At 64.4% G+C, this 24,468-nt stretch carries 16 protein-coding genes; 4 read left to right on the top strand and 12 right to left on the bottom strand.

What is annotated here, in order from left to right:
• Positions 1 to 42: 42 nt before the first annotated feature.
• Complete coding sequence (locus OYT13_RS06385; RefSeq protein ID WP_268567473.1) at positions 43 to 1,065, top strand: LacI family DNA-binding transcriptional regulator; 1,023 nt, start codon at positions 43 to 45, stop codon at positions 1,063 to 1,065.
• 126 nt (positions 1,066 to 1,191) lie between these two features.
• On the opposite strand, the gene galE is transcribed toward OYT13_RS06385, so the two are convergent.
• The 12 genes from galE to OYT13_RS06325 form a co-directional block, all read right to left on the bottom strand.
• Positions 1,192 to 2,214: a UDP-glucose 4-epimerase GalE gene (galE, locus tag OYT13_RS06380; RefSeq protein WP_261938956.1), complete on the bottom strand. Its 1,023-nt coding sequence runs from the start codon at positions 2,212 to 2,214 to the stop codon at positions 1,192 to 1,194.
• A gap of 30 nt (positions 2,215 to 2,244) precedes the next feature.
• Entirely contained in the window at positions 2,245 to 4,077 is a 1,833-nt protein-coding gene (gene glmS / locus OYT13_RS06375; RefSeq protein WP_268567472.1) for a glutamine--fructose-6-phosphate transaminase (isomerizing), read from the bottom strand.
• A gap of 162 nt (positions 4,078 to 4,239) precedes the next feature.
• Complete coding sequence (locus OYT13_RS06370) at positions 4,240 to 5,139, bottom strand: endo alpha-1,4 polygalactosaminidase (protein WP_268567471.1); 900 nt, start codon at positions 5,137 to 5,139, stop codon at positions 4,240 to 4,242.
• 26 nt (positions 5,140 to 5,165) lie between these two features.
• Entirely contained in the window at positions 5,166 to 6,545 is a 1,380-nt protein-coding gene (pelG, locus tag OYT13_RS06365; RefSeq protein ID WP_150608963.1) for an exopolysaccharide Pel transporter PelG, read from the bottom strand.
• Positions 6,545 to 8,092, bottom strand: coding sequence for a GT4 family glycosyltransferase PelF (gene pelF / locus OYT13_RS06360; RefSeq protein ID WP_150563816.1), 1,548 nt, complete (start codon positions 8,090 to 8,092; stop codon positions 6,545 to 6,547). Before pelF ends, pelG begins: the two co-directional genes overlap by 1 nt.
• Positions 8,092 to 9,093 carry a hypothetical protein gene (locus tag OYT13_RS06355; RefSeq protein WP_150563817.1) on the bottom strand — a complete coding sequence of 334 codons (1,002 nt, stop codon included), beginning with the start codon at positions 9,091 to 9,093 and terminating at the stop codon, positions 8,092 to 8,094. The genes pelF and OYT13_RS06355 overlap by 1 nt, the downstream gene beginning before the upstream one ends.
• Complete coding sequence (locus OYT13_RS06350) at positions 9,086 to 10,498, bottom strand: PelD GGDEF domain-containing protein (RefSeq protein ID WP_150563818.1); 1,413 nt, start codon at positions 10,496 to 10,498, stop codon at positions 9,086 to 9,088. Before OYT13_RS06350 ends, OYT13_RS06355 begins: the two co-directional genes overlap by 8 nt.
• An 11-nt stretch (positions 10,499 to 10,509) precedes the next feature.
• On the bottom strand, positions 10,510 to 11,055 hold the full coding sequence (locus OYT13_RS06345) for a penicillin-binding protein activator LpoB (RefSeq protein WP_268567470.1): 546 nt from the start codon (positions 11,053 to 11,055) through the stop codon (positions 10,510 to 10,512).
• Between the two features lie 30 nt (positions 11,056 to 11,085).
• Positions 11,086 to 15,249, bottom strand: a complete 4,164-nt coding sequence (locus OYT13_RS06340) for a tetratricopeptide repeat protein (protein WP_268567469.1) — start codon at positions 15,247 to 15,249, stop codon at positions 11,086 to 11,088.
• Positions 15,242 to 18,055, bottom strand: coding sequence for a sugar ABC transporter (locus OYT13_RS06335; RefSeq protein ID WP_268567468.1), 2,814 nt, complete (start codon positions 18,053 to 18,055; stop codon positions 15,242 to 15,244). The genes OYT13_RS06340 and OYT13_RS06335 overlap by 8 nt, the downstream gene beginning before the upstream one ends.
• 568 nt (positions 18,056 to 18,623) lie before the next feature.
• Positions 18,624 to 18,896: a hypothetical protein gene (locus OYT13_RS06330; protein WP_268567467.1), complete on the bottom strand. Its 273-nt coding sequence runs from the start codon at positions 18,894 to 18,896 to the stop codon at positions 18,624 to 18,626.
• A 259-nt stretch (positions 18,897 to 19,155) separates the two neighbouring features.
• On the bottom strand, positions 19,156 to 20,382 hold the full coding sequence (locus OYT13_RS06325; protein ID WP_268567856.1) for an MFS transporter: 1,227 nt from the start codon (positions 20,380 to 20,382) through the stop codon (positions 19,156 to 19,158).
• 163 nt (positions 20,383 to 20,545) lie between these two features.
• Here OYT13_RS06325 and OYT13_RS06320 point away from each other — a divergent pair, with 163 nt between their 5' ends.
• The 3 genes from OYT13_RS06320 (at position 20,546) to OYT13_RS06310 (ending at position 24,468) form a co-directional block, all read left to right on the top strand.
• On the top strand, positions 20,546 to 21,493 hold the full coding sequence (locus tag OYT13_RS06320; protein WP_268567466.1) for a LysR family transcriptional regulator: 948 nt from the start codon (positions 20,546 to 20,548) through the stop codon (positions 21,491 to 21,493).
• A 163-nt stretch (positions 21,494 to 21,656) separates the two neighbouring features.
• Complete coding sequence (locus OYT13_RS06315; RefSeq protein WP_268567465.1) at positions 21,657 to 22,073, top strand: DUF2946 domain-containing protein; 417 nt, start codon at positions 21,657 to 21,659, stop codon at positions 22,071 to 22,073.
• Positions 22,074 to 22,155: 82 nt separating this feature from the next.
• The gene (locus tag OYT13_RS06310) at positions 22,156 to 24,468 is read left to right on the top strand and encodes a TonB-dependent receptor (protein ID WP_268567464.1); all 2,313 of its coding nucleotides are present in this window, start codon (positions 22,156 to 22,158) and stop codon (positions 24,466 to 24,468) included.

The following is a 24,468-nucleotide window of genomic DNA, read 5'->3' as shown; positions in this document are numbered from 1 at the left end:
CGCCGCACATCACATTGAGGGGGGAAGCGAATGAGACGAAACATGCCCAATCTGGCCGACATCGCACGTCTGGCGGGCGTTTCCACGGCAACGGTCGATCGCGTGCTGCATCGCCGCGAGGGCGTGCGGCAGACGACCGTGCAGCGTGTGCTGCATGCGGCCGGTGAACTGCAATACCTGCCCGAGCCGGCACTGGAAGCCGTTCGGGCGGTACCTCCCACGCAGGTGCTGTTCGTTCTGCCCGGTCGCAGCAGCAAGTTCCTTCGCATGCTGGGCGAATGGGTGCAGTGCTCGCAAAACCAATGGGCGCCGTATCACGTGAACTGTCGCGTCCAGTTCATCCAGGGGTTCGATCCGGACGCCCTGTCAGCCGCATTGCTGCGGCGCGGACGCGGGTGCAACGGGGTGGCCTTCATGCCGCTGGAGCATCCCAAGGTGCGCGAGGCAGTGGACACGCTGGCCGACGAGGGCGTGGCGGCCGTGACGTTGGTGTCCGACCTGTCGCACTCGCGGCGCATCGCCTATGTGGGGTTGGACAATGGCTCGGCCGGGCGAACGGCGGCGTATCTGATCGCGCGCTTCGTCGGCGCGAAGCGGCACGCGAAGGTGGTGCTCATCGCGGGCTCGCTCAGCTACAAGGCGCACGTTGAACGCGAGGCGGGGTTTCTGCAGCTCTTCTCAGAGCAATACCCGCAGATGCAGGTCGTCGGGCTTCGCGAAGGCTACGACGACGAAGCGGTCAACTACCGGCAGACGCGGGCACTGCTCGAACAGCATCCGGATCTCGCGGCAATCTACAACATCGGCGGCGGTTCGGAAGGCGTTGGGCAGGCGCTCAAGGAAGCGGGAATGCAACACAAGGTTGTCTTCATCGGGCACGGTCTGACGCCGGATACCCGCGCACTGCTGATCGACGGATCGATGGATGCCGTCATCACGCAAAGCCCGCAAAGCGCCATCATGAACTGCGTGCGCATCTTCGCGAATCTGCGCGAGAAACGCGATCTGTCCGCCGGCATCGAGGCGAATCGCAGCCAGGTGATCTTTCGCGAGAATCTGCCGTAAGCCATCGCGCGGCGGCGAGACGTTGCTCGCCGTGCCCGCAGCGTTGCGTGAAGCGTACCGGCGCGTCGAACCCGCGAATCCGTCCTCGTGCTCGACACGCCGACCGACCAAAACAAAACACCAGGCTCAGCGGTAGCCGTTCGGGTTCTGCATCTGCCAGCGCCAGTGATCGGCGCACATACGATCGATACCGTATTCGGCTTCCCAGCCGATGAGATCGCGCGCCATGGCGGTCGCCGCATAGCAGCTACCGATGTCCCCGGCGCGCCGCTCGACGATCTCGTACGGCACCGGCCGGCCGCTCGCGGCTTCGAACGCCTTCACAACCTGCAGCACGGTGTAACCGTGTCCGGTGCCCAGGTTGACCGTGAAGCCGCCATCGCGTTGCTTGAGCGCATCAAGTGCGGCGAGGTGCCCGCGCGCGAGATCGACCACGTGAATGTAGTCGCGCATGCCCGTGCCGTCCGGCGTCGGCCAGTCGCCGCCGAACACCCGCAGGCGCTGGAGCTTGCCGACCGCCACTTGCGCCACGAACGGCATCAGGTTGTTCGGCACACCTGAGGGATCCTCGCCGATGCGCCCGCTCTCGTGTGCGCCGACCGGATTGAAGTAACGCAACAGCGCGATACGCCAGCTCGGGTCCGCCTTGGCCACGTCGTTCAGGATCGTCTCGGCCATGAGCTTGGTCTGACCGTAGGGATTCGTCGCCGACAGCGGGAACGACTCGTCGATGGGTACCGTTGCCGGATTGCCGTACACGGTCGCCGACGAGCTGAACACGAGATCCTTGACGCCATGCGACTGCATGGTCTCGACCAGCGTGAGCAGGCTGTCGATGTTGTTGCGATAGTAGGCGAGCGGCATTTCGACCGACTCCCCCACCGCCTTGAGCGCGGCGAAGTGAATTGCGCCGGTAATGCCAAAGCGCGTGAACAGGTCGTCGAGCACGGGCTTCGAGCACGCGTCGCCCTCGATAAAGACCGGGGCGCGCCCGGCAATTTCACCGATGCGCCGCACCGCCTCTCGATGGCTGTTGACCAGATTGTCGAGAATGACCACGTCATAGCCGTGCGCGAGCAGCTCGACACAGGTATGCGAGCCGATGTAACCGGCACCGCCGGTCACGAGAATGGTTCCGAGTGTATTCATGCTTTGCCCTTGAGGCATCTCATCCGTTGGCTATTCGACGGTCACCGATTTCGCCAGATTGCGGGGCTTGTCGACGTCGGCGCCCCGGGCACACGCCGTATGATAAGCCAGCAATTGCAGAGGCACCACGTGGAGCACCGGCGACAGCTCACCGTAATGCTCGGGCATGCGGATGACACGAATTCCCTCGGCGCTGGCAATGCGCATATCGCCGTCGGCCAGCACGTAGAGTTCGCCGCCACGCGCGCGCACTTCCTGCATGTTCGACTTGAGCTTCTCCACCAGCACGTCGTTCGGGGCGACGGTCACCACCGGCATCTGCTCGCTGACCAGCGCGAGCGGGCCGTGCTTGAGTTCCCCAGCAGGATACGCCTCGGCGTGGATGTACGAAATCTCCTTGAGCTTGAGCGCCCCTTCGAGGGCGATCGGATAGTGCAGCCCTCGCCCGAGGAACAGCGCGCTCGGCACGTCGGCAAATTGCGCCGCCCAGGCGATGAGCTGCGGCTCGAGCGCGAGCACACTCGTGAGCGCCGCCGGCAAATGACGTAACTGCGCGAGGTGGCGCGCCGCCTCGGTCGCATCGATGCGCTTGCGCTCGACACCGAGCGTGACGGCCAGCATGAACAGCGACACGAGTTGCGTGGTGAACGCCTTGGTCGACGCCACGCCGATTTCCGTGCCCGCGCGCGTGATGAACGACATCGCCGTCTGCCGCACGAGCGCGCTGGTCGCCACGTTGCAGATCGCCAGCGTGCGCTCATGTCCCAGGCCCTGGGCGTGCTTGAGCGCGGCAAGCGTGTCGGCGGTCTCTCCCGACTGCGAGATGGTCACGACGAGCGCTTGCGGATTCGGCACCGACTCGCGATAGCGGTACTCGCTCGCGATCTCGACCTGCGTGGGAATGCCGGCGAGCGCTTCAAGCCAGTATTTGGCGGTGAGCCCCGCGTAGTAGCTGGTGCCGCAAGCGAGAATCAGCACACCGTTCACCTGCGGCAAGACGTCGGCGGCGCCTTCGCCGAACAAGGCCGGAGAAAACTCGGTGATATCGGCAATCGTGTCCGCAATCGCCCGCGGCTGCTCGAAGATCTCCTTCTGCATGTAATGCTGATACGGCCCCAGCGAGACTTCGGACTGGTACGCCGCCATCGCGCGTACCGAACGCTCGACCTCTACGCCCTGAGCGTCGAGCACCGACACGCGCGCTGGCGTGAGCAACGCCACGTCGCCTTCTTCGAGATACATGAACCGGTCGCAGTGACCGGCGAACGCCATGGCGTCGGAAGCGAGGAAATGCCCATCCGCCGCAAATCCGATCACGAGCGGCGAACCTTGACGCGCGCACACCATGCGCTCCGGTTCGTCCTTGCTGATGACGGCGATGGCATATGCGCCCCGCAATTGCGCAATGGCCGAGCGCACGGCATGCACGAGCGTGCCGCCGTCGTTCGCCGCGAAATGCGCATCGACCAGATGGGCGATGACCTCGGTGTCGGTCTGGCTCGTGAACTCGTAGCCCTTGGCCCGCAGCGCGTCGCGCAGCGCCTCATGGTTCTCGATGATGCCGTTGTGCACCAGCCCGATCCGTTCGCGCGAGAAGATCGGATGCGCGTTCTCGGTCGCCGGCGCGCCGTGCGTCGCCCACCGCGTGTGCGCGATGCCCACTCCCGCGCCCATGGCCGCGTCGGCCAGTTGGGCCTGGAGTTGCGCCACGCGCGACACGCTGCGCACGCGTGTGAGCTGATGTGCTGCGTCGAGTACGGCCACGCCGCACGAATCATAGCCACGATATTCGAGACGGCGCAGTCCTTCGACCAGCACCGGTACCACGTCACGGCGTGCCACGCCGCCCACGATTCCACACATGACTTCCCCTCAACAATCAATTGGATGAGCGCAGCACGCCGCCGCCGCCCGAATGGCCGGTTGCGTTCGTCTGCGTGTTGACCTGTCTGATGTCCGGCGTTGTGATGACGGCTCGCCGGGATTGTCTTCCGCCTTCTTCGTTGTCTCGCCCGGTGCGCTGCGTCAGTCCTGCGCCGCGGCGGGATTGACTTGCATGAGGTGACCGTCGCCCACGTAAGGAATGAGGCCCTGCGCACGAATCTGCGCGACGGCTTGCCTGGCGCACTCGGTATCCGCGGGGGCGCAGTAATCGATCGAGATCACCGGCAGGTCGTAGCGCTCGCGCACTTCGCGCGCCCGCGCAAGCAGCCACGCGCGATCGTCTTCCGGCACCGCCACATAGCGCTGATTCCCTTCGTCCCAACCGCGATAGAGCGATTCGAACGCCACGGCCGCCACGTCGCCGTGTACCTCGGGCATCAGCGCGAAACCGCGATTCAGAATCAGTTCGGCGCGTGGGAAACGGCGCCGAATTCGCTTGATGACCGCGACCAGTCCGGCTTGCTGACGCGCACGCTCGGCATCGGTCTTGGCAACCAGTTCATACGAATCGAGCGTGTCGAGGAAAAAGCCGCGATAGCCCTTGGCCCATAACGGCGCGATGACCTTCTCCACGAAGAACTGCGGCCAGCCCGGGGCGGCCTGATCGATCACTTCCGATTTCCAGTCGCCATTGCGCCCAATGCGCCAGGCTTTCGGGATCGCGGCGTAGTAGTCGCGCGTGGACAAGACTTCGCCCACGCTGACGTAAGCGATCCAGCGCCGGCCCTTGGGCTCGGTGGCCGGGTCGACGGCCTTCGGCACGAAGCCGTTGTCGGGCTCGATCACCACCTGATCGTAGCCGGCGAGCGCCTTCGGGTCGAGCGTCGCGCCATAGAAAAACGCAATGCGTCCGAAGACAGGCGGCTGCGCCGATGCGGTGTTGAGGAAGAAGCCGGCAAAGACCCCCACCACCCCGCCCATGAATCGAGCCAGTGGGCGGCGCCACCAAGTGGCGCGCGGTTGCGTCGTGTTGTCAGACATGGCGATCGGCAGCGGCAGTATCAGTGTCAGCGCTGCTGTTGCAGCATGTAGGTTTCATATTCGAGCGCGTCGAGCCGGCGATCGAGCAACTGCATCGCCACCATCACGACGACCAGCAGCGCCAGCGCGAAACCGTAGCCGTACGCATTCGGTCCGAGCATCAGCGTGGCCCACGTAAACAGGCCGTTGGCGACGACCATCGCGGCGGTGAGCGCCAGCACCGTGCCACGCCGGTCCAGATAAAAGAAGATGTTCAGAATCCCGAGGAAAAGCACTTGCAGGCTCGCGGAAATGACGTCGATGTGCAGCAGCGGCAGATACAGCACCGAAATGCCGATCAGCCGCAACAGCTTGTCGCCGAACGCGAAGATCAGCAGCGTAACGACCGCCTGGATCTTCAGGATTTCGTACAGACCGGTACGGACCGAGCGCACCATCATGTCGCGCGATTCTTCGATGTACTTGAGCGTTCCGCCGGTACGCACCGCGTTGAAGAACTGATCGTAGTACTCGACGAAATCCGTCTCGATACGCAGCAGAAACACCGCCATGCCCGGAATCACGCACAGGTACGAGAGAAATACCGGCAGATCGTAGATCACCGACGCGCGCAGCGGGCCGATCACGTCCTGCCCGGTTACCGGATAGAACCAGAACATCAGCTTGTCGAGCCAGATGCCCAGATTGAACAGCAACCCCACGAACATCAACGACGGATACGAGAAGCGACGCGCAAAGACCTGCCAAAGCAGATATTCGTCCGTGCGGTAATTGCGGTGAATCAGGCAGACCATGCCGAGCAGCAGGATCAGGTGACCGATGACGAAACCGCCGAGCAGCCCTTCGAGCCCGTAGCGGTTGAGCAGCACCGCACTCACCACCGTCACGGTGTAGCCGACGAAGAAGATCGCCAGCACGGCACGGTATTGCTTCACGCTCGTGAGAAACAACACGCCGATCCAGATGTTGCTCACGATCACGAAGCCCGTGAGCATCAACAGCCGATAGCCCGTCGACTGGCCGCGGAACACGGTCAGCGCGAGGATGAGACCGATGATGCCCGTGCCGACCGTCGTTACCAACGCAACCGCGTTGTAGTTCGGCAGCACCAGATCGGGACGCCGCTCGAACAGCCGGTCGCTCAGAAAGCGTGTGAACGAGAGTTGAAGTATGCCCGTGACGATGAGGCTGAACGCGATCAGATACGTCACCGACACCTGGAACTGCACGATGAGGCCCGGCGGTTGCACGACGGCGAGGCTCATCAGGCCGATGAGCAGAATACCGAGAATCGAGAGAATCAGCGGGCCCGCGCTGATGACCCCGGCGTAGCCATAGGCCGCCAGCGTGCTGGTCAGCGTGTCGCGCCGGAGAATCTTGCGAAGTTCAAAGCCAATACCGGCCATCAGTGGTCTCCCGCAACCACCCCGGCGGCGGGACGCGCCAGCAGTGTCTCGTACAAACTGCGATAGGCGTCCTGCATCTGGGTGATCGTGTAATAGCGTTCGACGCGCGCGATCGCCGCGCGCTGGGCCGCATGCCAGGTGGTGGGCTCGAGCACGTCGAGCAGCGCCTGGGCGAATTGCTCCGGGTTGGCGATCTGCACGACCTTGCCGGCAGGCCCGAGGGCGCGATCCTCATCGCCCAGGCCTTCGACCAGTTGGCGGCACGAACCGACGTCGGTCGTCACCACGGGCACTCCGGCCGCGTAGGCCTCCAGCACCACCAGCGGCAACGCTTCGGAAATCGACGACAGCGCCATGACGCCGACCTGCGGCAGGATGTCGGACACCTTCTGAAAGCCCATGAACCGAAGGCTGTCTTCCAACCCCAGGCTCGCCGCAATGTCACGGCACTCCTGCGCGTAGGCCGGATCTTCTTCCTCGGGGCCGACCACCCACCCCTGCAGTCCCGGCATGTGGCGACTGGCGATGAAGATCGCCCGAATGAACGTCTTGATGTCCTTGATGGGCACCACCCGGCCGATCAGCGCCACCACCGGCGGGATGTCGGCCGGACGCTGCTCGCGCAACGGCGCGAACTGCGCCACCGAGATGCCATTGGGCGTGTTGCGGGTCTTGTACTCGGGCGCGCCGTCGGCGATCTGGCGCAGACGATTGCCCTCGAAGAGCGCGGTGATCTCGTCGGCCGCCTCGTAGCACACGCGTCCCATCGCTTCGAAGAAGCGCACCCACAGGTTCTGGAAATAACCGACCTGCGAGATGTCGCGCTCGAACAGCCCCCGGTTGTCGCGAATCCACTGGCTCTGCAGCAGATCGATCTTGCGCTCCTTGGTGTAAATGCCATGCTCCGAGACCAGCAGCGGACGCTGGTGCTTGAAGCGCAGCAACGCGCCCAGGAAGCCCGCGTACCCCGTGGAAACGGTGTGGTACACCTTGGCCGGGATCAACTGGTCGCAAATGCGCGCGAGTTGCCACAGCGGCTTGTGCATGATCCGGATCGTCCAGAAATAGTCCGTGAACGACGGATCCAGGCAGTACTTCTTGTAGCGATCGGTGATCATGTCCCACGAGCGCCGGCTGTGCAGAAAATTGGCCTCGCTGATCTCGCCGTCTTCGGCGAGCATCGGAATCACGTCGTGAATCAGCTTGCCGATGCCTTGCAGGTCGTCGCGCCGGCGCAGCATGTCATGCATCTTCTCCATCTTCTCGAACGCCTGCGCGTCGCCTTCGGCGGCACGCATCGGCGCGGGCGCCTCGAATTCGTACAGATAATGCGCCTCGAAATGCACGATGTTGTCGTACAGCGGATAGACCATGTCGCCGTAGTCTTCGCGACGGCTGCCGATGAACACGACGGCAAACGTCAGATCCGGGAATGCGCGGATCATTTGATCCACCCACGACGACACGCCGCCCCGCACATACGGGAAGGTGCCTTCGAGCAGCAAAGCGATATCGGCCGAGTCAGCGCGACGTTCGTTGGTACGCATTAGCGGGTCCAGAAACGCATGACGGGCTGCAGCATCGGGGTGGCCGTGCCATTCCCGAGGCCGGCGAGCATCTGCCCGACCCGTGCGTATTGATGTTTGAGGAACGCGACTTCGGCAAGCCAGGGCACGAGTCGGTCCGCCGGAAATTGATGGTACTCGGCACGCAGCAGACACTGTTCCGCTTGCTCCGGATCGTGACGCATCAGCGCGCAACGGCCCAGCAGGTACCACATGACCGCATCGCTCTCGCGATGGGCGAGCGCCTCGCGGGCAAATCGCTCCACGCGCTCCATCGTGAATCGGTACACCTCGCCGCGCACGAGGTTCTGATAAATCAGCTCCCAGTACAACTCGGCGAGCCGATGGCTCGCGTCGGCACGATCATCATCATTCTCTGCACGATCGCGCTGAGTGCGCGCGTCGAAAATACGCTGCATGATCTGCTTTTCCACGCCGTCGATAATCCCGTAGGCGAGCAACCGAATCTCTTCCACCGGATCGGCCAGCAGGTCCCGCATGATCTCGCCGGTGGCCCGCGACGGCAGCGCCTGCACCGACACCAGTGCGGCCACGCGGTCTTCGCTGGTGCCTTGCGTGTTGCGCAAGCGCGCACGCAGGCGCGCACCGGCGCCGTGCGTGACGCGCGAGACCAGATACGTCACGAACTCGGGGCGATCAACCGCCCCGGAGCGGGCGAGCTCTTTCGGCGCGGGGAACAACACGCTGATCGCCATCACGCCGAGGAACAGCAGCAAACCGCCCACCGGCATGAACAAGCTGATCGCCAGGCTGTGCCAGAACGCCCCGGTACGCCCGTGGTAATGCTCCGGCAGTACCGAACGAACGAAGGTCGCGGTGAGCACTGCCGTGAGCAGTTGCCATCCAAAGAAAACCACGAGCGGGTCGATCCGCCAGGCCGGTTCGAAAAGCGTGTGCACCGCCTGGGCCTGCGCGAGCAGGGCCAGGATACCGAGCGCGATCGCCAGCAGTTTTTTAAGCATGATCGCGGCAGCGCTCCAGCAATTTGCTCAGCCCCTCGCCCGGGGCGCGCTCGTCCACGCTCGCCGAGTGCACTGCCACGTGACCGGTCTGGAAATCCAGCCCGTATTGCTGACGCAGCGCGCTCTCAATGCGGATGAGGTACCCGTCGATGCCATTTTCATCGGTAATCGGCATCAGGGCGATGGCGATTTGCTGACGAGGGCCTGATTGAATCCACAAGGCGTCGAGTGCCCGGCGCGAACGCACGGTCTGCTCGAACAGCGAATCGCCGCTCGCGCCCCGCGGGAAAACGAGCGCCACGAGCGAGGACTGGATGCCGCTCTGGCGCTTCATGCGAGCAAGGCGACCCAACTCCAGCGCGAAGTCGTAGGGCACGCTTGGCACCTCGTCGCGCACGCTGGCCACCACGCCCTGCTGTGCCACGCCGTCGGCGTAATAGGCCAGCAGCACCAGCAGCAATTGCAGGTTGTCGTGATTGAGCGCGAGGAACGACATGCGGCGCACGATCAGCATGCCGTTGATGTTGCCGTCCGTGTCGGTGAGCGGTGCGCACACAATATACGCACTGCCCTCGCCTACCGTCACGTCGTCGCGCACATGCGAGAGCGTGCCTTCGCGCAGGCAAGTCTGCACGAGCGGATCGCTCTCGACCGGCGTGAACGCCTCGCCCACGCACGCCACCGCCGTGGGCACCAGCCGCCCGAGGTGCACCGGGAAGACCGACGCCACTTCGATCTGGCACGTCAGCGCGGCAAATTCGAGCATCGGCTGTGCGTTGGGCAACGTTTGTGCCGCGGCGCCCGCCTCGTTGGACGTCGTCAGTTCCCGCAATCGCATGATGGCGTCGCGCAGGGTGCTCGGCTTGGTGAGCAAATCGCGCTCGAGCCGTTCGTGCGAGACACGCAGCAGGTAGTGATTGTTCGTAATGGCGACGAGGCGATCGTTCAGATACGTGTTGATGCCTCGAGCCCGCGTCGCGCGGTTGCCCCAGATGTCGCAGAAGTGCCCGCCGACGACGATCATCGTGAAGCCGCCGACGAAGAACATCGCCGGGAACGGCTCGCCATGCAAGCCATACAAGCCGTACCAGACGGCGGCAAGCACGAGCCCCGCCACCACGCCGAGCAGCGCGCCGTAGCGCAGCGCCATGACCAGGGCGACGAGCCACATCCATGGAAAGCCCAGCCCGATGAGCAGCGGATCGCCGGGTCGCAGCAGCCAGGCAATCGCCACGGCGAGCGCCATGCCGGTGACCACCTCGAAGACCGCTACCGGTCGCGCCACGGCCGGCGCGATCAGTCGGCCATAGGTGCTCACGTTGCCGAACGGCTCCGAGCGTCGCACCTGTTCCGGGCCGACGGGCTTCGCGTCGATGGCAGCGTCCTGTTGAGTCGCGGTTTTCACGATGCGGCCCGTTACCGTTGCGCCAGCGGTGCCAGCAGATTGCGAATCAACGTCTGACCGACGCCGGCCAGGCTCGAACGGCTCCAACCGCTGCGGCTGCCGGTCGCGCTCCATACGACGCTGCCGTTCGAGACATCGATGACATCGAACGTCACGCCGGCCACCGGTTCACCATCGACACCGACCTTGTAGCGCCATTCGGTCACAGCCCCCGAGAGCGCGTACTTCGCCCCGGTCTTGCGCGCCCATTCCAGGGCACGCATGCGCGCCTGTGCGTTGTTGCCGCCGACGAGCGAATCGCCGCCATCCGGATCGCCGACATAGCGATGCAGATCGGTAAAGCCGTTCTGGACCAGAATGCTTTGGGCAATGCTCTCGGCGCGCTGGCCGGCATCCGGCGTTTCCGTCGTATTGGCGATCGGCAGAATCGCCCAGGCGGCCGTCTTGGGCAGATTCGGCGCGTCGCCGACATTCATCGTCGAACAGCCCGCCACCAGCGCGGTCAGGACGGCAGCGCCGGCCAGGCGGCGCCACAGCTTACTCACGATTGTCTTCATGGTCTTGCTCTCCCTTGCGGATGCGAAATTTCAGTAGAACAGCCGGTACGCGATGCCGACCTGCGTCGTGGCAACACCGGTGCCGTTGGTGATGTCGTGCGAGTAATACACGCGAGCGTGATCGTTGCCGAGCACCGACCCCGCCATGCCCAGGTTGACCTGCGGCCCCCAGCCTTGCTGACTGTCATGAATGTAGCCCACGTCGAGATACGGCCGCCAGGCACGCCGGTAAGCGTTCTGATAGTCCTGTCCGAAGCCGGCCATGACACCGTACTGGGTCGTTGTGATCGGCATGAACTCCGAGGCCACCGGCGCGGTGCCGGTCGGCAGCAGCACGGCGAGCGACGGGATGGTGGCCGTGCCCGGCGTATAAATGCCGCGCTCGGCCACGAGCCTGACGTTCAGGTCCGGGTAGTCGATGCGCAGCTTGTACCCCAATTCGCCGCCGAAGCGCCAGCCACGTCCGAGGTATGTGCGGTCCTGCGCATGAAAACGGTCGTACTCGGCGTTCGCCTGACCGTACCAACGACCATCGCCAGCCCACAGCATCTGCACACTGCCGAAGTCGCGCGTTCCGGCGACCTGCGTGTTCGGCGCAATATCGGTGAACTGGTTATAGCCCGCCTGGAACGTCGTGGTCAGTGGCGTATTGCGGTTGAATGCGGCCGACGCAAGTCCGGTGAAGAAGCTGTTCAACTCGCTGCGATGCCCGACCGTCAGCGCCAGATCCCGCGCCACGGTGCGATCGCGTACGGTGAAGTTGAAGATCCGGTCATGCGCCGGCACCCAGGCAAGCTGCGACGTGTCGATGGTTCGCTGATTGCGCTGGATCGCCTCGACCGTCACACCGATGCGGCTGGTGAGGTTGAGACTGCCGATCAGCGAACTCTCCAGATAGCTCAGCGGCGCCTGGCGCGAATAAAAGAGATCGAAGCCCGCATTCGATCGATCGCGCAGGATCGTGTCCGTGAATGTCGTGTGCACGGCGTCGTTGTTCGGTGCGCCGTCGGCCGCACGCCATACGAGCGTCTCGGCCTGGGTCGAGCGTCCGAGCCGTTCGTTCGCATCGACCTCGCTTTCGATCGGCATGCGACCTTGCCGGCGGTCGAGCAGTTGCGCCATCTTGTCGCGGTCGTTGTTCTCGAGCGCGAGGGCAATCTCCGCATCGGCGGGGCGCAGCAGACGATTCGCGTATTCGCGCGCCAGCCAGGCACGGGCCAGATCGAAGTGTTCGCCGGACAGCGCCCACGCCAGTCCGACGTCGCGCGTGGTCGCGCTGATCACCGCCTGTCGCGAGAGCAACGCGGGGTCGCGCGTCGCCGGCGAGTCGGTCGCGTCGCCGGCGGGTTTGAGCGGCGCCAGCTCGGCCGATTCGCCCAGCAGCGAGTCGCCGACCTTGGCGCTGTCCGCCGAACGACGGTCATCGCGCAGCAGATTTGCCAACAACTGGCGCGACGTGTCGCCATTCGAGAACACTTGCGCGAGCGTGACACGCGCGGCTTGCGCTTCGAGCACGCCGTCGTTATCCGAGGTCTGCGCCGCAAGGCGTTGCACCACCGCGCCCGGCCGCCGGCGCGGGGCGATGCGCAGTTGTCCGGTCTGGGCACGCGTTTGCAGATCGCGCCAGGCGCCGCGACGAATGCGCCACGCGGTATGGGCATCGCCGGCCGCCTCTTCTGCGTCGGCGAGCGAGAGCATCCACAGCGGGTCGTCGTCCGAGAGCGACGCCTGTTGGCGCAAGTACGTCAACGCCTCACGCGCATTGCCCAGGCGTAGCAGACCGGCCCCGTACGCCCCCCAGTATTCGGCGTTTCCGGCCACGAGCGGACGATAGTCATGCAGCGCCATGCCGAGCGCGTCGTCGCTGCCATAGTCGACCAGCGCCCACAGGTAGGCAACCCGCACTTCGTCACCCGCATTGTCCAGGCGGGATGCCGCGCGCAGATCGGCCAGCGCCGCGTCCCAACGCTGAATCTGCTGATAATAGGTCGCGCGGGTGGAGAGCAGTTCGCTCGACTTGGCGAAGCGATCGCGCTGCTCGGCGTCGAGACCGTCGAGCAGGGCCTGCACCCGATCATAGGCGCGGGCCGTCGTGTAGAAGTAGATGGCCGACTGGAGCGCAAGATCCGAATCGTTCTGCCGGAATTCCGCTTCGGCCGTACGGCCGGCATCGAGCGGATACCCCTGATAGAAGTAGGTCATCGCATTGAGGTCGAGCGCCTCGGCCTTGCCCGTGCGCAACAGGCGCGGATACGCGTAGTTGGCGTCTTCGTCGCTTTGCGCCAGGCGCGCCACTTCGGCGTACGTGCGCCAGTAGCGCGCGTCGTCCGGCAGCGTTCCGGCGATGTCGCGCACCTTGCGCAGCTCGGCCAGCGCCGGCTTCACCTGGCCCTTTTGATACATCAGGCTGGCAATGCGCAGCGCATAGTTCGGCGACGGACCGAATTCCTTTTGCAGCGTCTCGAACGTCGCCAGCGCCTCGGCGTCCTGCCCAACGCGCTGGGCAACGTCGCCCTCGCGCTCCAGCAGCGCGCGGCGCTGATTGCCCACCGCATGACGCTTGAGATACGTCAGCGCCTCGTCGGGGCGGCCGAGACGTTCGTAGGTATTGACGATATCGTCCTTGAGCTTGAGATCGCTCGGCTGGCGCTCGGCCTCGAAGATCTGTGCCGCGAGATAGGCCTGATCGTCATTGAGCTGCGGCGCGAGCTGATAGACGTTCTGCCATGCTTCGGCGTTGCCCGTGGCGTCGGCGTACTTGCGCCAGTAAGTGAGCGCGACCGAGGGATGCCCGTTCCATTGCGCGACCTGCGCGAGACGGCGCGTCCAGACGAGTGGATCGAGCTTGCGTTGCAGCGCCTGCTGCGCGAGCCTCTCGGCGTCGTCGAGCTGACGCGCTTCGACAAACGCCTTGAAGGCCACGTCGTAATCGTTCGCCGTCACGCTGTTGGCATTGGCACCGCCCGCAGCCGACGTCGCGGCTGCCGTACCGGCTTGCCAATCGAATTTCCCAGGGGCGTCCGGCCTGGACGTCTTGTCCGCGTTCGCCGCCTTCGTCGCTTTGGTGGATGCGTCCGATGCGGCATCCGCCGCACTCGCGCCACGGGCCAAGCCCACATCGGCGACACGAACGATGCGATACGCGTCCATGCGCTCGCGTGCGCGCACGCCTTCCGGGCCATCGAGATAGCGCAGATGCGCACGACCGGCGCCGTCGAGCCCGCGGCCATCGGCGGTCACCCCCGGCAACCAGCCGGCGAGCTGCACATGCGCCCCGCGCGACGGCGGCACCAGGCTCGACAGTTGCGTGAGTGCCCGCGCGTATTTCGTCATCAGGTCCGGGCGGCCCGCCTGACGAGCGACATCGAGCAGATATCGCAGGGTTACCGGATCGTTGGCCAGTTCGCCCACGCGTTTCTCGCCTTCCGCACATGCGCGCGAAATCTGGTTCGCCGACACGAGCACGCGGATGCCCGCGAGGAACAGGCGACGGCGATCGTCGCGCGTGGTTGCCGCGTCTTGCGCGGCGAAATAGGCATTGGCGGCATCGTCATACGCGGCGTGAGCGAAGGCGGCGTCCGCCAGCTTCTCCTGCCATTGCGCGGCGTTCTTGGCATCGGCGGCCGCCAGCAGGCGGTAGTCGCGCAGCATCAAATTCTGGGCACCCGCCAGCCGGGCCTTTTCCGCCAGCATGCGCAGCGTCGGCACGTCCCACTGGTACTGCGACGTTGCATCGAGCAGTTCCACATATCGCGCCATGCGCTCGGCGCGACGCGGATCATCGGCGGGCACTTCGTACGCCCGCTGCTCCGTGGCCGCCAGCGCGAGCAGAATGCCGCGACGGCGGTCTGGCTCGTCGGACATGCCGCGCAGCGTCTTCGCAACGCCCATCGCGTCGTCCCAGCGGCCCAGCCCCAGATATTGTTGGCCGAGCAGATCCAGATAACGGGGCGCGCCGGGTTCGATGCGCAGCCACGCTTCGAGATAGGCCACCGACAGTTCGCTCGGCGGTTGGGCGGCGAGCGCGCGCGTCTGGTCGTCGTCGCTCGGGTGAGCCGCGGCAAGCGCGAGCACGATGCCTGCGCCGATCGCGACCGTCAGCCACGGCGCGCTCAGCCGTTCGCGCTTGTCGAACGGCTTTCCAGTCACTGCGTCGGCAATCCTGTCGGGATCGGGGCGAGCGGCGTCAGTCACAGTCGACCCCCACGGTATGCATGACGACCGGCTTCTCGGCAACGCCGGAGACCTCGGCGCGCAGGCGACCCGCGCCATCGGCACGCCCCTTGGCCGCACCGTCGACGCTGATGCGGCAACCAGCGGCATTGGCCACGCTCACGAACGGCTTGTAGTAGCCGCCAAAGCGGAACGACAGGTTGCGCCCGGTGCGCTGGAAGTCGCGGATGAACCCGGCGGCTTCGTCGATGTGCGGCGTGCGCTCGGCGCCCTTCGGGGCGATCGAGAACTCGGCGGTGTCGCCCCCCATGTGGATGTACAGCCCGCCCGGCCCCGGCAGATAACCCGCGACGTCATCGGACGTCCCCATGTCCGGCACACCCGTGCCCGGCCAGCGCATTTCGCGCAAATCGGCACCGCTGCGCACGCGCCAGCGCGTGGCGCCGTCGGCGGCCACCTCGCGCGCCACGGCCACGCGACGCCAGTCCAGCACGCGGCGGATGTATTCCGTGGTGAAGATCGGGAACACGGGCTGCTTGAGCACCGCGTTATAGACCTCCTTGAGCGCATTGAGCGATGCGACCTTCGTGCCCGAGTACATGTGGTAGTAGAGGTTCACTGCCTTGAAGCGAATGGGCTTGTCGGTCATGGCGAACGTTTCGAGCACGCGCGTGTAGCCGTAGTAGGGCCCGAGCCAGTCGTTCGTGTAGACGTTTTCGTCCATCACGGCGGCATACACCTGGAACTCGGTCGGCAGGCTGCCCTTCGCTACGCCGTATGGTGCGATGTTGGTCCAGCTGTTGTTCGTCTTCGTGATGATCGTATCGCCGCCGTTGATCGCCAGCACGCCCGCGGCCCATGCCTTGCGAATTGCAATCGCGGGGGCCTGCGCATCGCCCGGCCATTGCAGCACCACGACCTTCTTGCCCGGAGGCGCAAGACGCCCGTTGATATAGTCGATCGAGCCCTGGATCTCGCGGTCGAGGTTGAACTTGTAGTTGGGGATGTCGAGCGAGAAGGCATCGTCTCCGCCCCACTCCTTGTTCGCCTTGCCAGTGATACGCTCGCCGGTGGTCTGGTTGATCTGCTCCAGATTAAACGGGTGCGAGAAGGTGTGCGTGCCGATCTCGACGTTCGGCAGTGCGAACATCTTGCGAGCAATCTCTTCTAGACGCGGCGAAATCTTCGGATACAGCCCCTTCGCGCCGACCTCGCCCTCGATCACCGACAGCGTCGTGGGCACAGGGTACTTCGTATAGATCTGTTCATACAGCGCCATCGAACCGTAGTCGACCCCCGGGAATTCCGCGCGCGAGGCGAAGCCGTCGCCGTCGACGTGCACGAACATCAGTCGGCGGCCGTTCTCGGTGGTCACGTCGGGCACCGGCATCTGCGGCAGCGCCAACGCCTGGCGCAGGAAATCGATCGGCTGAATCGCCCAGCGCTCCTGCCCGATGCCGGCCAGCGACGTCACCCCATAGGGGTTCAGCGTATAGCCGCCCCACGGCAACATGCCGGCCATGTCGTAAGTGTAGGTGCCCGCTTGCAGGCGCAGCAGCGGCTGGCCAGTCGGTCCCACGCGCACGCCGAGGGCGTCGCGCACGTCGGGCGTCGGCATGATCTCGAAGCCCATCATCGGCGCCTTGCTCACCACGCTCGGCACCACCGAGCCGGGCACGGTGCCCGCCACGCGCTCGAAGCCCAACACCTGAGCCGTCTGCTGATCGATCGGGAAACCGAACTGTCCGATCACCGCCACGCGCATGCCGTCATGAATTCGGGCCAGCAGCCAGCGTCGCCACGCGCCGGCATTGTTCACATTGCGATCGATGGATACGACGATGCCCGCATAGCGGTCGGTACGTACATTGGCCGGCATCGGGCCCTTGTTCACGTCGACATACTGCACGTCGTAACCGAGGTAGTTCAGCGGCATCGAAATATCGCGCGCGCCGGTCGTCAGGTCGATGGGTTCGCCGTCGCCCGGCGCCTGCACCATCAGCACTTTGCGCGGCATCACTTCGATGCGGCCGACACCGACCGTCTCAACGTCCGGATCCGTGACGAACGCACGCACGCCTGTCTGATTGAGCGTGCGCGCCGTATCGCGACGGCAGGCCACATCCGCGCTCGCGCAGTAGTCCATCGCAAACGTCGGCAGATGAGATTGCTCGCGCAACGCTTTGAGCTGGTCGAGCGCGGACTGTCGCGCGTCGGCCGGTGTGTCGACGAAAATCATCGCCCGAGCGTCGTATCGATGCAACAACCCGTCGGCCAGCACACCGGCAAGCGCGGGGGCCAGCGACGACGCCAGGCTCAAGTGGTTTCGCAGTACGAGACGCGCATCGGTATAACGGGCGCGCACGGCTTTCACGCGCGCGGCGATGCGCGCGTCGCTATCGGCATCAGCCACGAGCGGCGCGCCGTCGTCGATCAGGAAATTACGATAGCCTTTCGCCCAGAGCGGCGCGACGCGCGCGTCGACGAACGCCTCTGGCGTTTGCACGGTGTCGCGAGCGTCCAGGCGGGCGAACCAGGTGGTATGCGGGGTGAGCGATGCGTCGGGCGCCGAAGTTTGTGTCGGGTCGATGACGACCCAATCGAAGGACTGCAGCGCGTCGACCGGCAGGTCGCGACCGTAGTAGAGCGCGATGTCGGGCACGGCGGACGACAACGGCGCCATGGCCGCCGGGGCGGGCATTGTCGGCGTTACCGATGGCGCTGCGGCCAGGGCCATGCCGGCCGGGATCATCGTCGTGAGCATGACGAACGACCGCAGCGAACCGGTGACCATGCCGCGCGTACGGCGCAACCAACGGCCGAACACATTACGACTTCCCCGATTCCCCAAAACGCCGCGGAAATTCCGTGTCTCCGCCGCGAATGCTTGTCCCTTCGATGCCATTAGCGTGTGTGCAATCAATGATTTGCGTTCGACCGTATCACGCGTCGCACGCACTGATCAATCTTCGGAGTCTCCCCGCCGGACGGCGAAACCGTCAAACGGGAAAGTTCGTGGTGGTACGTTGGCCGCAGTTCCCCCCCCGGGGCGGTGACCGATGTCGCACGTACGCGTCAATAGCGCAATCTACGACGGGATGATGTCTGATACCTGCGCTCAAGCACGATGCCTGGGATTCGAGCCTGGACGATCGCGCGGCTTGAATTGAGCGACGGATTTCCAGATGACCCGATTCGTCCTTCCCGCGAAGGACTGTGCGCATGCCGATTGTGGCATTTGGGCTGCCCAGCGCCGCAAAATTCGATGTCATCTCACCGTAGCTACGGACTTTAAAGGGCAACCGTCCCATCAGCGTCCCCCAGACAGTTATGGGAGGGTTGACGAAATTGAACGCATGGGCATCGCGTTCGTCCGCAACCGCTGCCATCGTCGATCAGCCGTATTGGGTAAGGGTTTGCCGTGCGCTCACACGGGAGCCGGCACCGCGCCCGGCCTCACCCGCCGCGTCCACCATGCTGAAGATCCGGCGGGTCGGACCGTCGGACGAGGCGGCCAACTCCCACGCCACGCGCCAGAACGTCTTCAGAAACGCCAGCGCCGCGCCTTGCAGCGGTTCATAACGACGGGTGACGAGACAAGTTGCACTTTCGTCGGTAATGGCTTCGAAATCAAGTATGACGAAACGGTCGCGCATGTCCGGCGACATAGTTCAGAAGCCGGTAAGACGGGCTTGCCCGAGGCCGGGAGCCGCCGATGACGACGGTTTTGCATCATCGGCTGGCCTGGCATGGGTGTCAATCGGAGGTTGACGCGGAAATTTGGCGTTACCGCCCGGGCCGCCATCGATGTGGCTGACGGCGGTGCCTGACACTGCGCGACGTCTCGTCGTGGCGGCGGTGCTGACGACGCCGGCGGTGTTCAGAACGCCCGGTGGACGTCTCCCCGCGCACAACCACCGCCACACATCAGGGGTGACCCGCCGCACGGTCCACGCAGCCGAGGATGAACAACGCGCCACTGAATCCCAGCGCGACGACGCACACGCCACGCCATCCTTCCCACGCCCACGCGGCACCCGAGAGCACCGCGCCAAACGCGCCGCCTACAAAGAAGATCCCGACGAAGAGTGCGTTCAACCGGCCGCGTGCCGGCGGATTGATAAGGTTGATGGCGCGCCGTCCGAGCGTCTGGTCCGTAATGACGCCGGCGTCGAGTGTTGCGGCGCCGGCAACCAGGAGCGCAAGCGCCAGGCCCGGGTGCATCGTTGGCGAGAACCCGCCCCATCCGGCGCCCGCAGCGCCAAGCATGAGCACAGCGGCAATCATTGCGAGATGGGCGACGAACTGCGTCGTGCGACCCTGCCCACGATCCCCCAGATATCCGGCGAGCGGTGTCACGACGGCGCCCGTGGCGCCAGCCAGTGCGAAGCCCGCGATCCCCTGCATTCGAAGCGAAAACGGCGGTTGTGCGAGCAGGAGTGCGATAGCCGTCCAGAACGCGCTGAATGCGCCGAGCGCGAGCGCCGCCTGCATGGCGCGCCGTTGCAGGACCGGCTCTGTGCGCAAAAGCGTCCAGAGCGAGCGAAGCAAAGCCGGATAACGTGCCCCGGCCTGTGGTTTGCGATTCGGTAACCGGGCGTACAGCACGATCGCAAGCAACGCGTTGGCCAACGCCGCAACGCCGTAGAACGTGCGCCAACCCCACGCGCCGGCGATCAGACTCGCGAGTGGACGCGACAGCAGAATGCCCAGCATCAGGCCGCTCATCACGTTTCCGACGGCCCGCCCTCGACGGCTCTCAGGGGCCATCGACGCAGCCATCGGCACGAGCATCTGGATCACACTGGACGTCGCTCCCGCCAGGAACACCGACACGAGGAACACGCCGCCCGACTGCGCGAACGAGGCGAGCGCAAGAAACGCGGCGCAGCAGGCGAGCGTCCGAAAGATGAGTCTGCGATTTTCGACCAGATCGCACAGCGGCACGAGTAGTAGCAAACCCGTCGCGTAGCCGAGCTGCGGCAGCATTGCGATCAGACCCGCAAGCTCCGTGGGCAGCTTCAGCGCGCGACTGACAGGCCCGGTCAACGGTTGCGCCGCCGACAGATTCACGACGACGATGCCGACCGCGGCGGCAAAGAATACTGTCAATGGCGTGGTCAACGTGACAGGCGTCGCTGGCGATGGTGGCATGGGCGCGACGACGGCGTCGCGCGAACAGGGGGTAGCCGGCTGAGTCATGTTTCGATTCCGATGAATGACTGAAGGTCACAGGGGGTGACGGTTCGGCTGATTGTAGGAACAGGTTCGTTATGCCACAATTGAATTATGTTTATATTCATTATGCCAATTTGTTTTGAACACACATGACTTGCAGGCTTTCGTCGCCGTGGTCGAAAGCGAATCGATGGCACAGGCATCGGAGAAGCTTTTCCTGACGCAACCCGGTCTCACACGACGCGTCCAGAATCTGGAGAAGATGCTGGGCGTCGAGTTGCTTGACCGGCAAAGCAAGCCGCTAAAGCCGACGCCTGCCGGACGCGAGGTGTACGGATTGGCCCGCACGGTGTTGCGCGCGGTCGACGACCTGAAAGCCGTTACCTCGCCCGATACGGAGCCGTCGGGCGAATTCCGTATCGGCGTGCCGCCATTTCTCTCGGAGCTTGCGCTGGAACAACCCATCGACTTTCTGCGCAACACCTTCCCGAAGCTGACGCTTCGCGTAACGGCGGCATGGTCGCCGGGACTGTTGCAAAGTCTCGAGCAGGCAAAGGTGGATGCCGCCGTCGTGCTACTGCCGGAGAGCGTGGCGTTGCCCGAAGGTGTGACGTCGACGCTTCTCTCGCGCAAGCCCATGGTGGTCGTCGCGCCCAGCGCCTTCGGGCTGGCCAACAAGCCGGTGACGCTCGCCGATCTTGCGAATCATCCTTGGGTACTGAATCAGGACGGTTGCGGCATGCGCTCGGGACTTGCCAGGGCGATGGCGATGGCCGGATTGCCGTTCAACGTCGCGGTGGAAGCGTTCGGCTCGGAGTTGCAGTTGTCGCTAGTTGCGCGCGGCCTCGGCATAGGACTGGCCACCCCCGAAGTCCTTGCACGCAGTGCGCATGCCAAGGCGCTGCAGGTCCTCGACGTGCCTGAGTTCCGAAGCGGGCTCAACGTCTGGCTCGTGCACGGCGCGTTGCCGAGCCGGCTCGCTCGCCCAGTCGCGTTGATGCGCGACGCGTTGGCGGAGAGGCTGGCAGAGGATGACGTCCGGCTGGCGCCCTCCACGCCCACACGCAAGCGACGCAAGACATCATGAGATTCCTCGTCGCCACCTTGGGTGTGGATGGCGGACAAGCGGCGAAGCGGCGTTTGATATATCGGAGACCCACCTTTTAGCGAATGCGACGCATTCGTGATACGATCCGGGCGAATTCCAGATTCGGCCATCCCGGCGGACCGAAAATCGGCCTTTCACCACGATGCTCACTCGCTCACGCAAACGTTTCAGCGCATGGCTTGGCTTGACCGCCATGTGCCTGGCGCTTTGCGTGCCGATCGTGAGCCAGTGGCTGGCCGCGCACCGCGCGAGCGTTTCGCAGATCGACGCAACTTTCTGTACCGCAGACGGATTGACGCCGTCGGCCGTGACAACCATCGCGCACGACGATTCGCACGCGGACATGCGTCACGCACCAGCCGCCGATCATGGCGGGCACGGTGACGCCTGCGGCTATTGCTCGTTGCTCGCGAACCACCCGCCGCTGGTCATGCCGCCGCACGCCAGTGCGGTGTCGTTTGTCTGGATCGCCCGGGCCGGTCCGGCGTCGACCGTCGCGCCGCAACCCCGTCCGCTCGCCTACATTCCGCCCGCCCGGGCCCCGCCGCACCGTTCCTGATTGACGCCTTTTCTTGCCCGGCAAGCCATTGCAATGCATTGGCCTGCCGGTCGTCATTCGCTCATCGCAGTCAGGAAAATCCATGCTCTCTCCCTTTGCGCCCAAGACGCCGCTGGCGCTCGCGCTGGCCGCCGTGTTGCCGGTCATCGCCCACGCCGCCGATAACAACGATCAAACCCCGACCGCTTCTGCGGTCGAACTCGCACCGACGTCCGTGACGGCGTCCTCAGAGCGCTTGCCCAAGCGCGTACTCGATCCCAATCTGCCGTCGTCAAGTGCGACGGTAACCGCAGACCAACTGCAATATCAGAATGTCGAGACGACCGAAGATGCATTGCGTTACGTCCCCGGTATGGCCGTGCGCCGCCGCTTCATCGGCGATCTGAATTCGACGATCGCCGTGCGTGGCACGAGCAATTCGCAGACCGCGCGCGGTCTCGTCTATGCCGACGGTTTGCTGCTCAGCAACTTCCTGGGCAATACATGGACGTTCGCGCCGCGCTGGTCGATGGTGTTCCCCGAGGAAATCGATCAGGTCGATGTGATCTACGGCCCGTTTTCGGCGTTGTATCCCGGCAACTCGATCGGCGCGACCGTTCTCGTCAGCACCCGCATGCCCGACAAATTCGTCACGGACGCGAAGATCCAAGGGTTCACGCAGCACTTCAATCTGTTCGGTGTGAATCAAAGCTTCAACGGCAGCAACGTGAGTGCGAGCGTTGGCGACAAGTTCGGCAACCTGTCGCTGCTGGTGGGCGTCGACCACATGGAGAACACGGGACAACCGCTCCAGTTCTACACCGCGACGCAATCGACCACGCCTGCCACGGCAAGCGCCAAGGTCGTGAGCGGCGCGTATTCCTATCGCGACCAGAACGGCGTGCCGGGTGTGGTGATGGGAGTGAACGGAGAAGGCATCGAACGCGTGACGCAAGACCAGCTCAAGCTCAAGGCCACCTACGATTTCACACCGACGCTGCAAGGCGGCTTCAGCTTTGGCTACTGGCATCAGAACTACAACAGCCAGACAAGCACGTTCCTGCGCGATGCGAACGGCAATCCGGTGTATTCAGGGACGGTCAACATCAATGGCTACCAATATGTCATTCCGGCATCGGCTTTTGCGCCGAGTCAGGGCGTGAGCGAGAACCTGCTTTACGGCCTGTCGCTCAAGACACGCCACAAATCCGGCTGGAATTGGGAAGCCATCGCGTCGTACTTCGATATTTCGCAAAGCGAGGCCCGCACGGCCAGCACCGGAGCGCCCGGCGACGGACCGGGGACGGTCACGTATGGCGACGGTACCGGCGGGAAGTCGATTGACCTGCGCAGCACCTATACGCCCGCCCAGGTCGGGGCGGGCGCACATTGGCTGGCGTTCGGTTATCACTTCGACACGTATTTCCTCGATAACCGCACGTTCAACACGTCGGCATGGGTCAACGGAAACGATACGTCGCTCGCCAATGCGTTCGGCGGCAATACGCTCACGCAGGCACTGTATGCCCAGGACACATGGCAGTTCCTGCCGCGCTGGAAACTGACCACAGGTCTGCGTTACGAAGATTGGCGCGCCTATTCTGGGGCACGCACGCTCGGCGGCCTGACGGTGCCGTATGCGGGATCGTCCGACAGCCACTTTTCGCCGAAGCTGTCGCTAGCGTTCGCGGCGACGCAAGACCTGACGCTGCGCGCATCCATCGCACGCGCCTACCGGTTCCCGACCGTCTCCGAGCTCTTCCAGGGCTCGATCACCGGCACGAACATCGTCAACAACAACCCGGGACTGCGCCCAGAAGACGATCTCGCGAAGGAGTTGAGCGCCGAGTGGCAACTGGAGGTCGGCAAGGTGCGCGTTTCGCTGTTCCAGGACGACGTGAAAAACACGATCTTCAGTCAGACAAATACGACCGTGTTCCCCAACGTCACGAACTTCCAGAACATCGACAAGGTTCGCTCGCGCGGTATCGATACGGCTTTCGACGGTCAGGACGTCCTCTTTCAAGGCCTCGACATCGCCGCCGGCCTGACGTACACGCAGTCGAAGATCATGGCGAACACGAATAATCCAGCGTCAGTTGGCAAGTACTTCTATCGGATTCCGCTGTGGCGCGCGAATCTGGTGGCGACCTACCGCTTCAATGCGAAGTCGGCAGTGACCGGCGCGATTCGTTACTCGGGCCGTCAGTACAACACGCTGACCAATACCGACAACAATCCGAACACGTTTGGCGGCACGAGCACCTATACCGTCGTCGATGCGAAGTTCACCTACAAACCGACTGCGCGCACGCAAATCGGTATCGGCGTGGATAACCTGTTCGACACGCGCTACTTCGTTTATCACCCTTACGCTGGCCGCACCTTCTTCATCGAAGGCAAGTTCGCCATCTGA

This window comes from Pandoraea sp. XJJ-1, from assembly GCF_026802345.1.
GTDB lineage: Bacteria > Pseudomonadota > Gammaproteobacteria > Burkholderiales > Burkholderiaceae > Pandoraea > Pandoraea cepalis.
This window is presented reverse-complemented; position numbering and strand designations above follow the sequence as displayed.

Bases quoted from the DNA above. Each gene is read 5' to 3' on its own strand.
- OYT13_RS06315 (WP_268567465.1), top strand. From the start codon at position 21,657: ATGCTCACTCGCTCACGCAAACGTTTCAGCGCATGGCTTGGCTTGACC.
- pelG (WP_150608963.1), bottom strand. From the start codon at position 6,545: ATGGCCGGTATTGGCTTTGAACTTCGCAAGATTCTCCGGCGCGACACG.
- OYT13_RS06355 (WP_150563817.1), bottom strand. From the start codon at position 9,093: ATGCTTAAAAAACTGCTGGCGATCGCGCTCGGTATCCTGGCCCTGCTC.
- OYT13_RS06330 (WP_268567467.1), bottom strand. From the start codon at position 18,896: ATGTCGCCGGACATGCGCGACCGTTTCGTCATACTTGATTTCGAAGCC.
- OYT13_RS06385 (WP_268567473.1), top strand. From the start codon at position 43: ATGCCCAATCTGGCCGACATCGCACGTCTGGCGGGCGTTTCCACGGCA.
- OYT13_RS06310 (WP_268567464.1), top strand. From the start codon at position 22,156: ATGCTCTCTCCCTTTGCGCCCAAGACGCCGCTGGCGCTCGCGCTGGCC.
- pelF (WP_150563816.1), bottom strand. From the start codon at position 8,092: ATGCGTACCAACGAACGTCGCGCTGACTCGGCCGATATCGCTTTGCTG.
- OYT13_RS06345 (WP_268567470.1), bottom strand. From the start codon at position 11,055: ATGAAGACAATCGTGAGTAAGCTGTGGCGCCGCCTGGCCGGCGCTGCC.
- glmS (WP_268567472.1), bottom strand. From the start codon at position 4,077: ATGTGTGGAATCGTGGGCGGCGTGGCACGCCGTGACGTGGTACCGGTG.
- OYT13_RS06370 (WP_268567471.1), bottom strand. From the start codon at position 5,139: ATGTCTGACAACACGACGCAACCGCGCGCCACTTGGTGGCGCCGCCCA.
- galE (WP_261938956.1), bottom strand. From the start codon at position 2,214: ATGAATACACTCGGAACCATTCTCGTGACCGGCGGTGCCGGTTACATC.
- OYT13_RS06325 (WP_268567856.1), bottom strand. From the start codon at position 20,382: ATGCCACCATCGCCAGCGACGCCTGTCACGTTGACCACGCCATTGACA.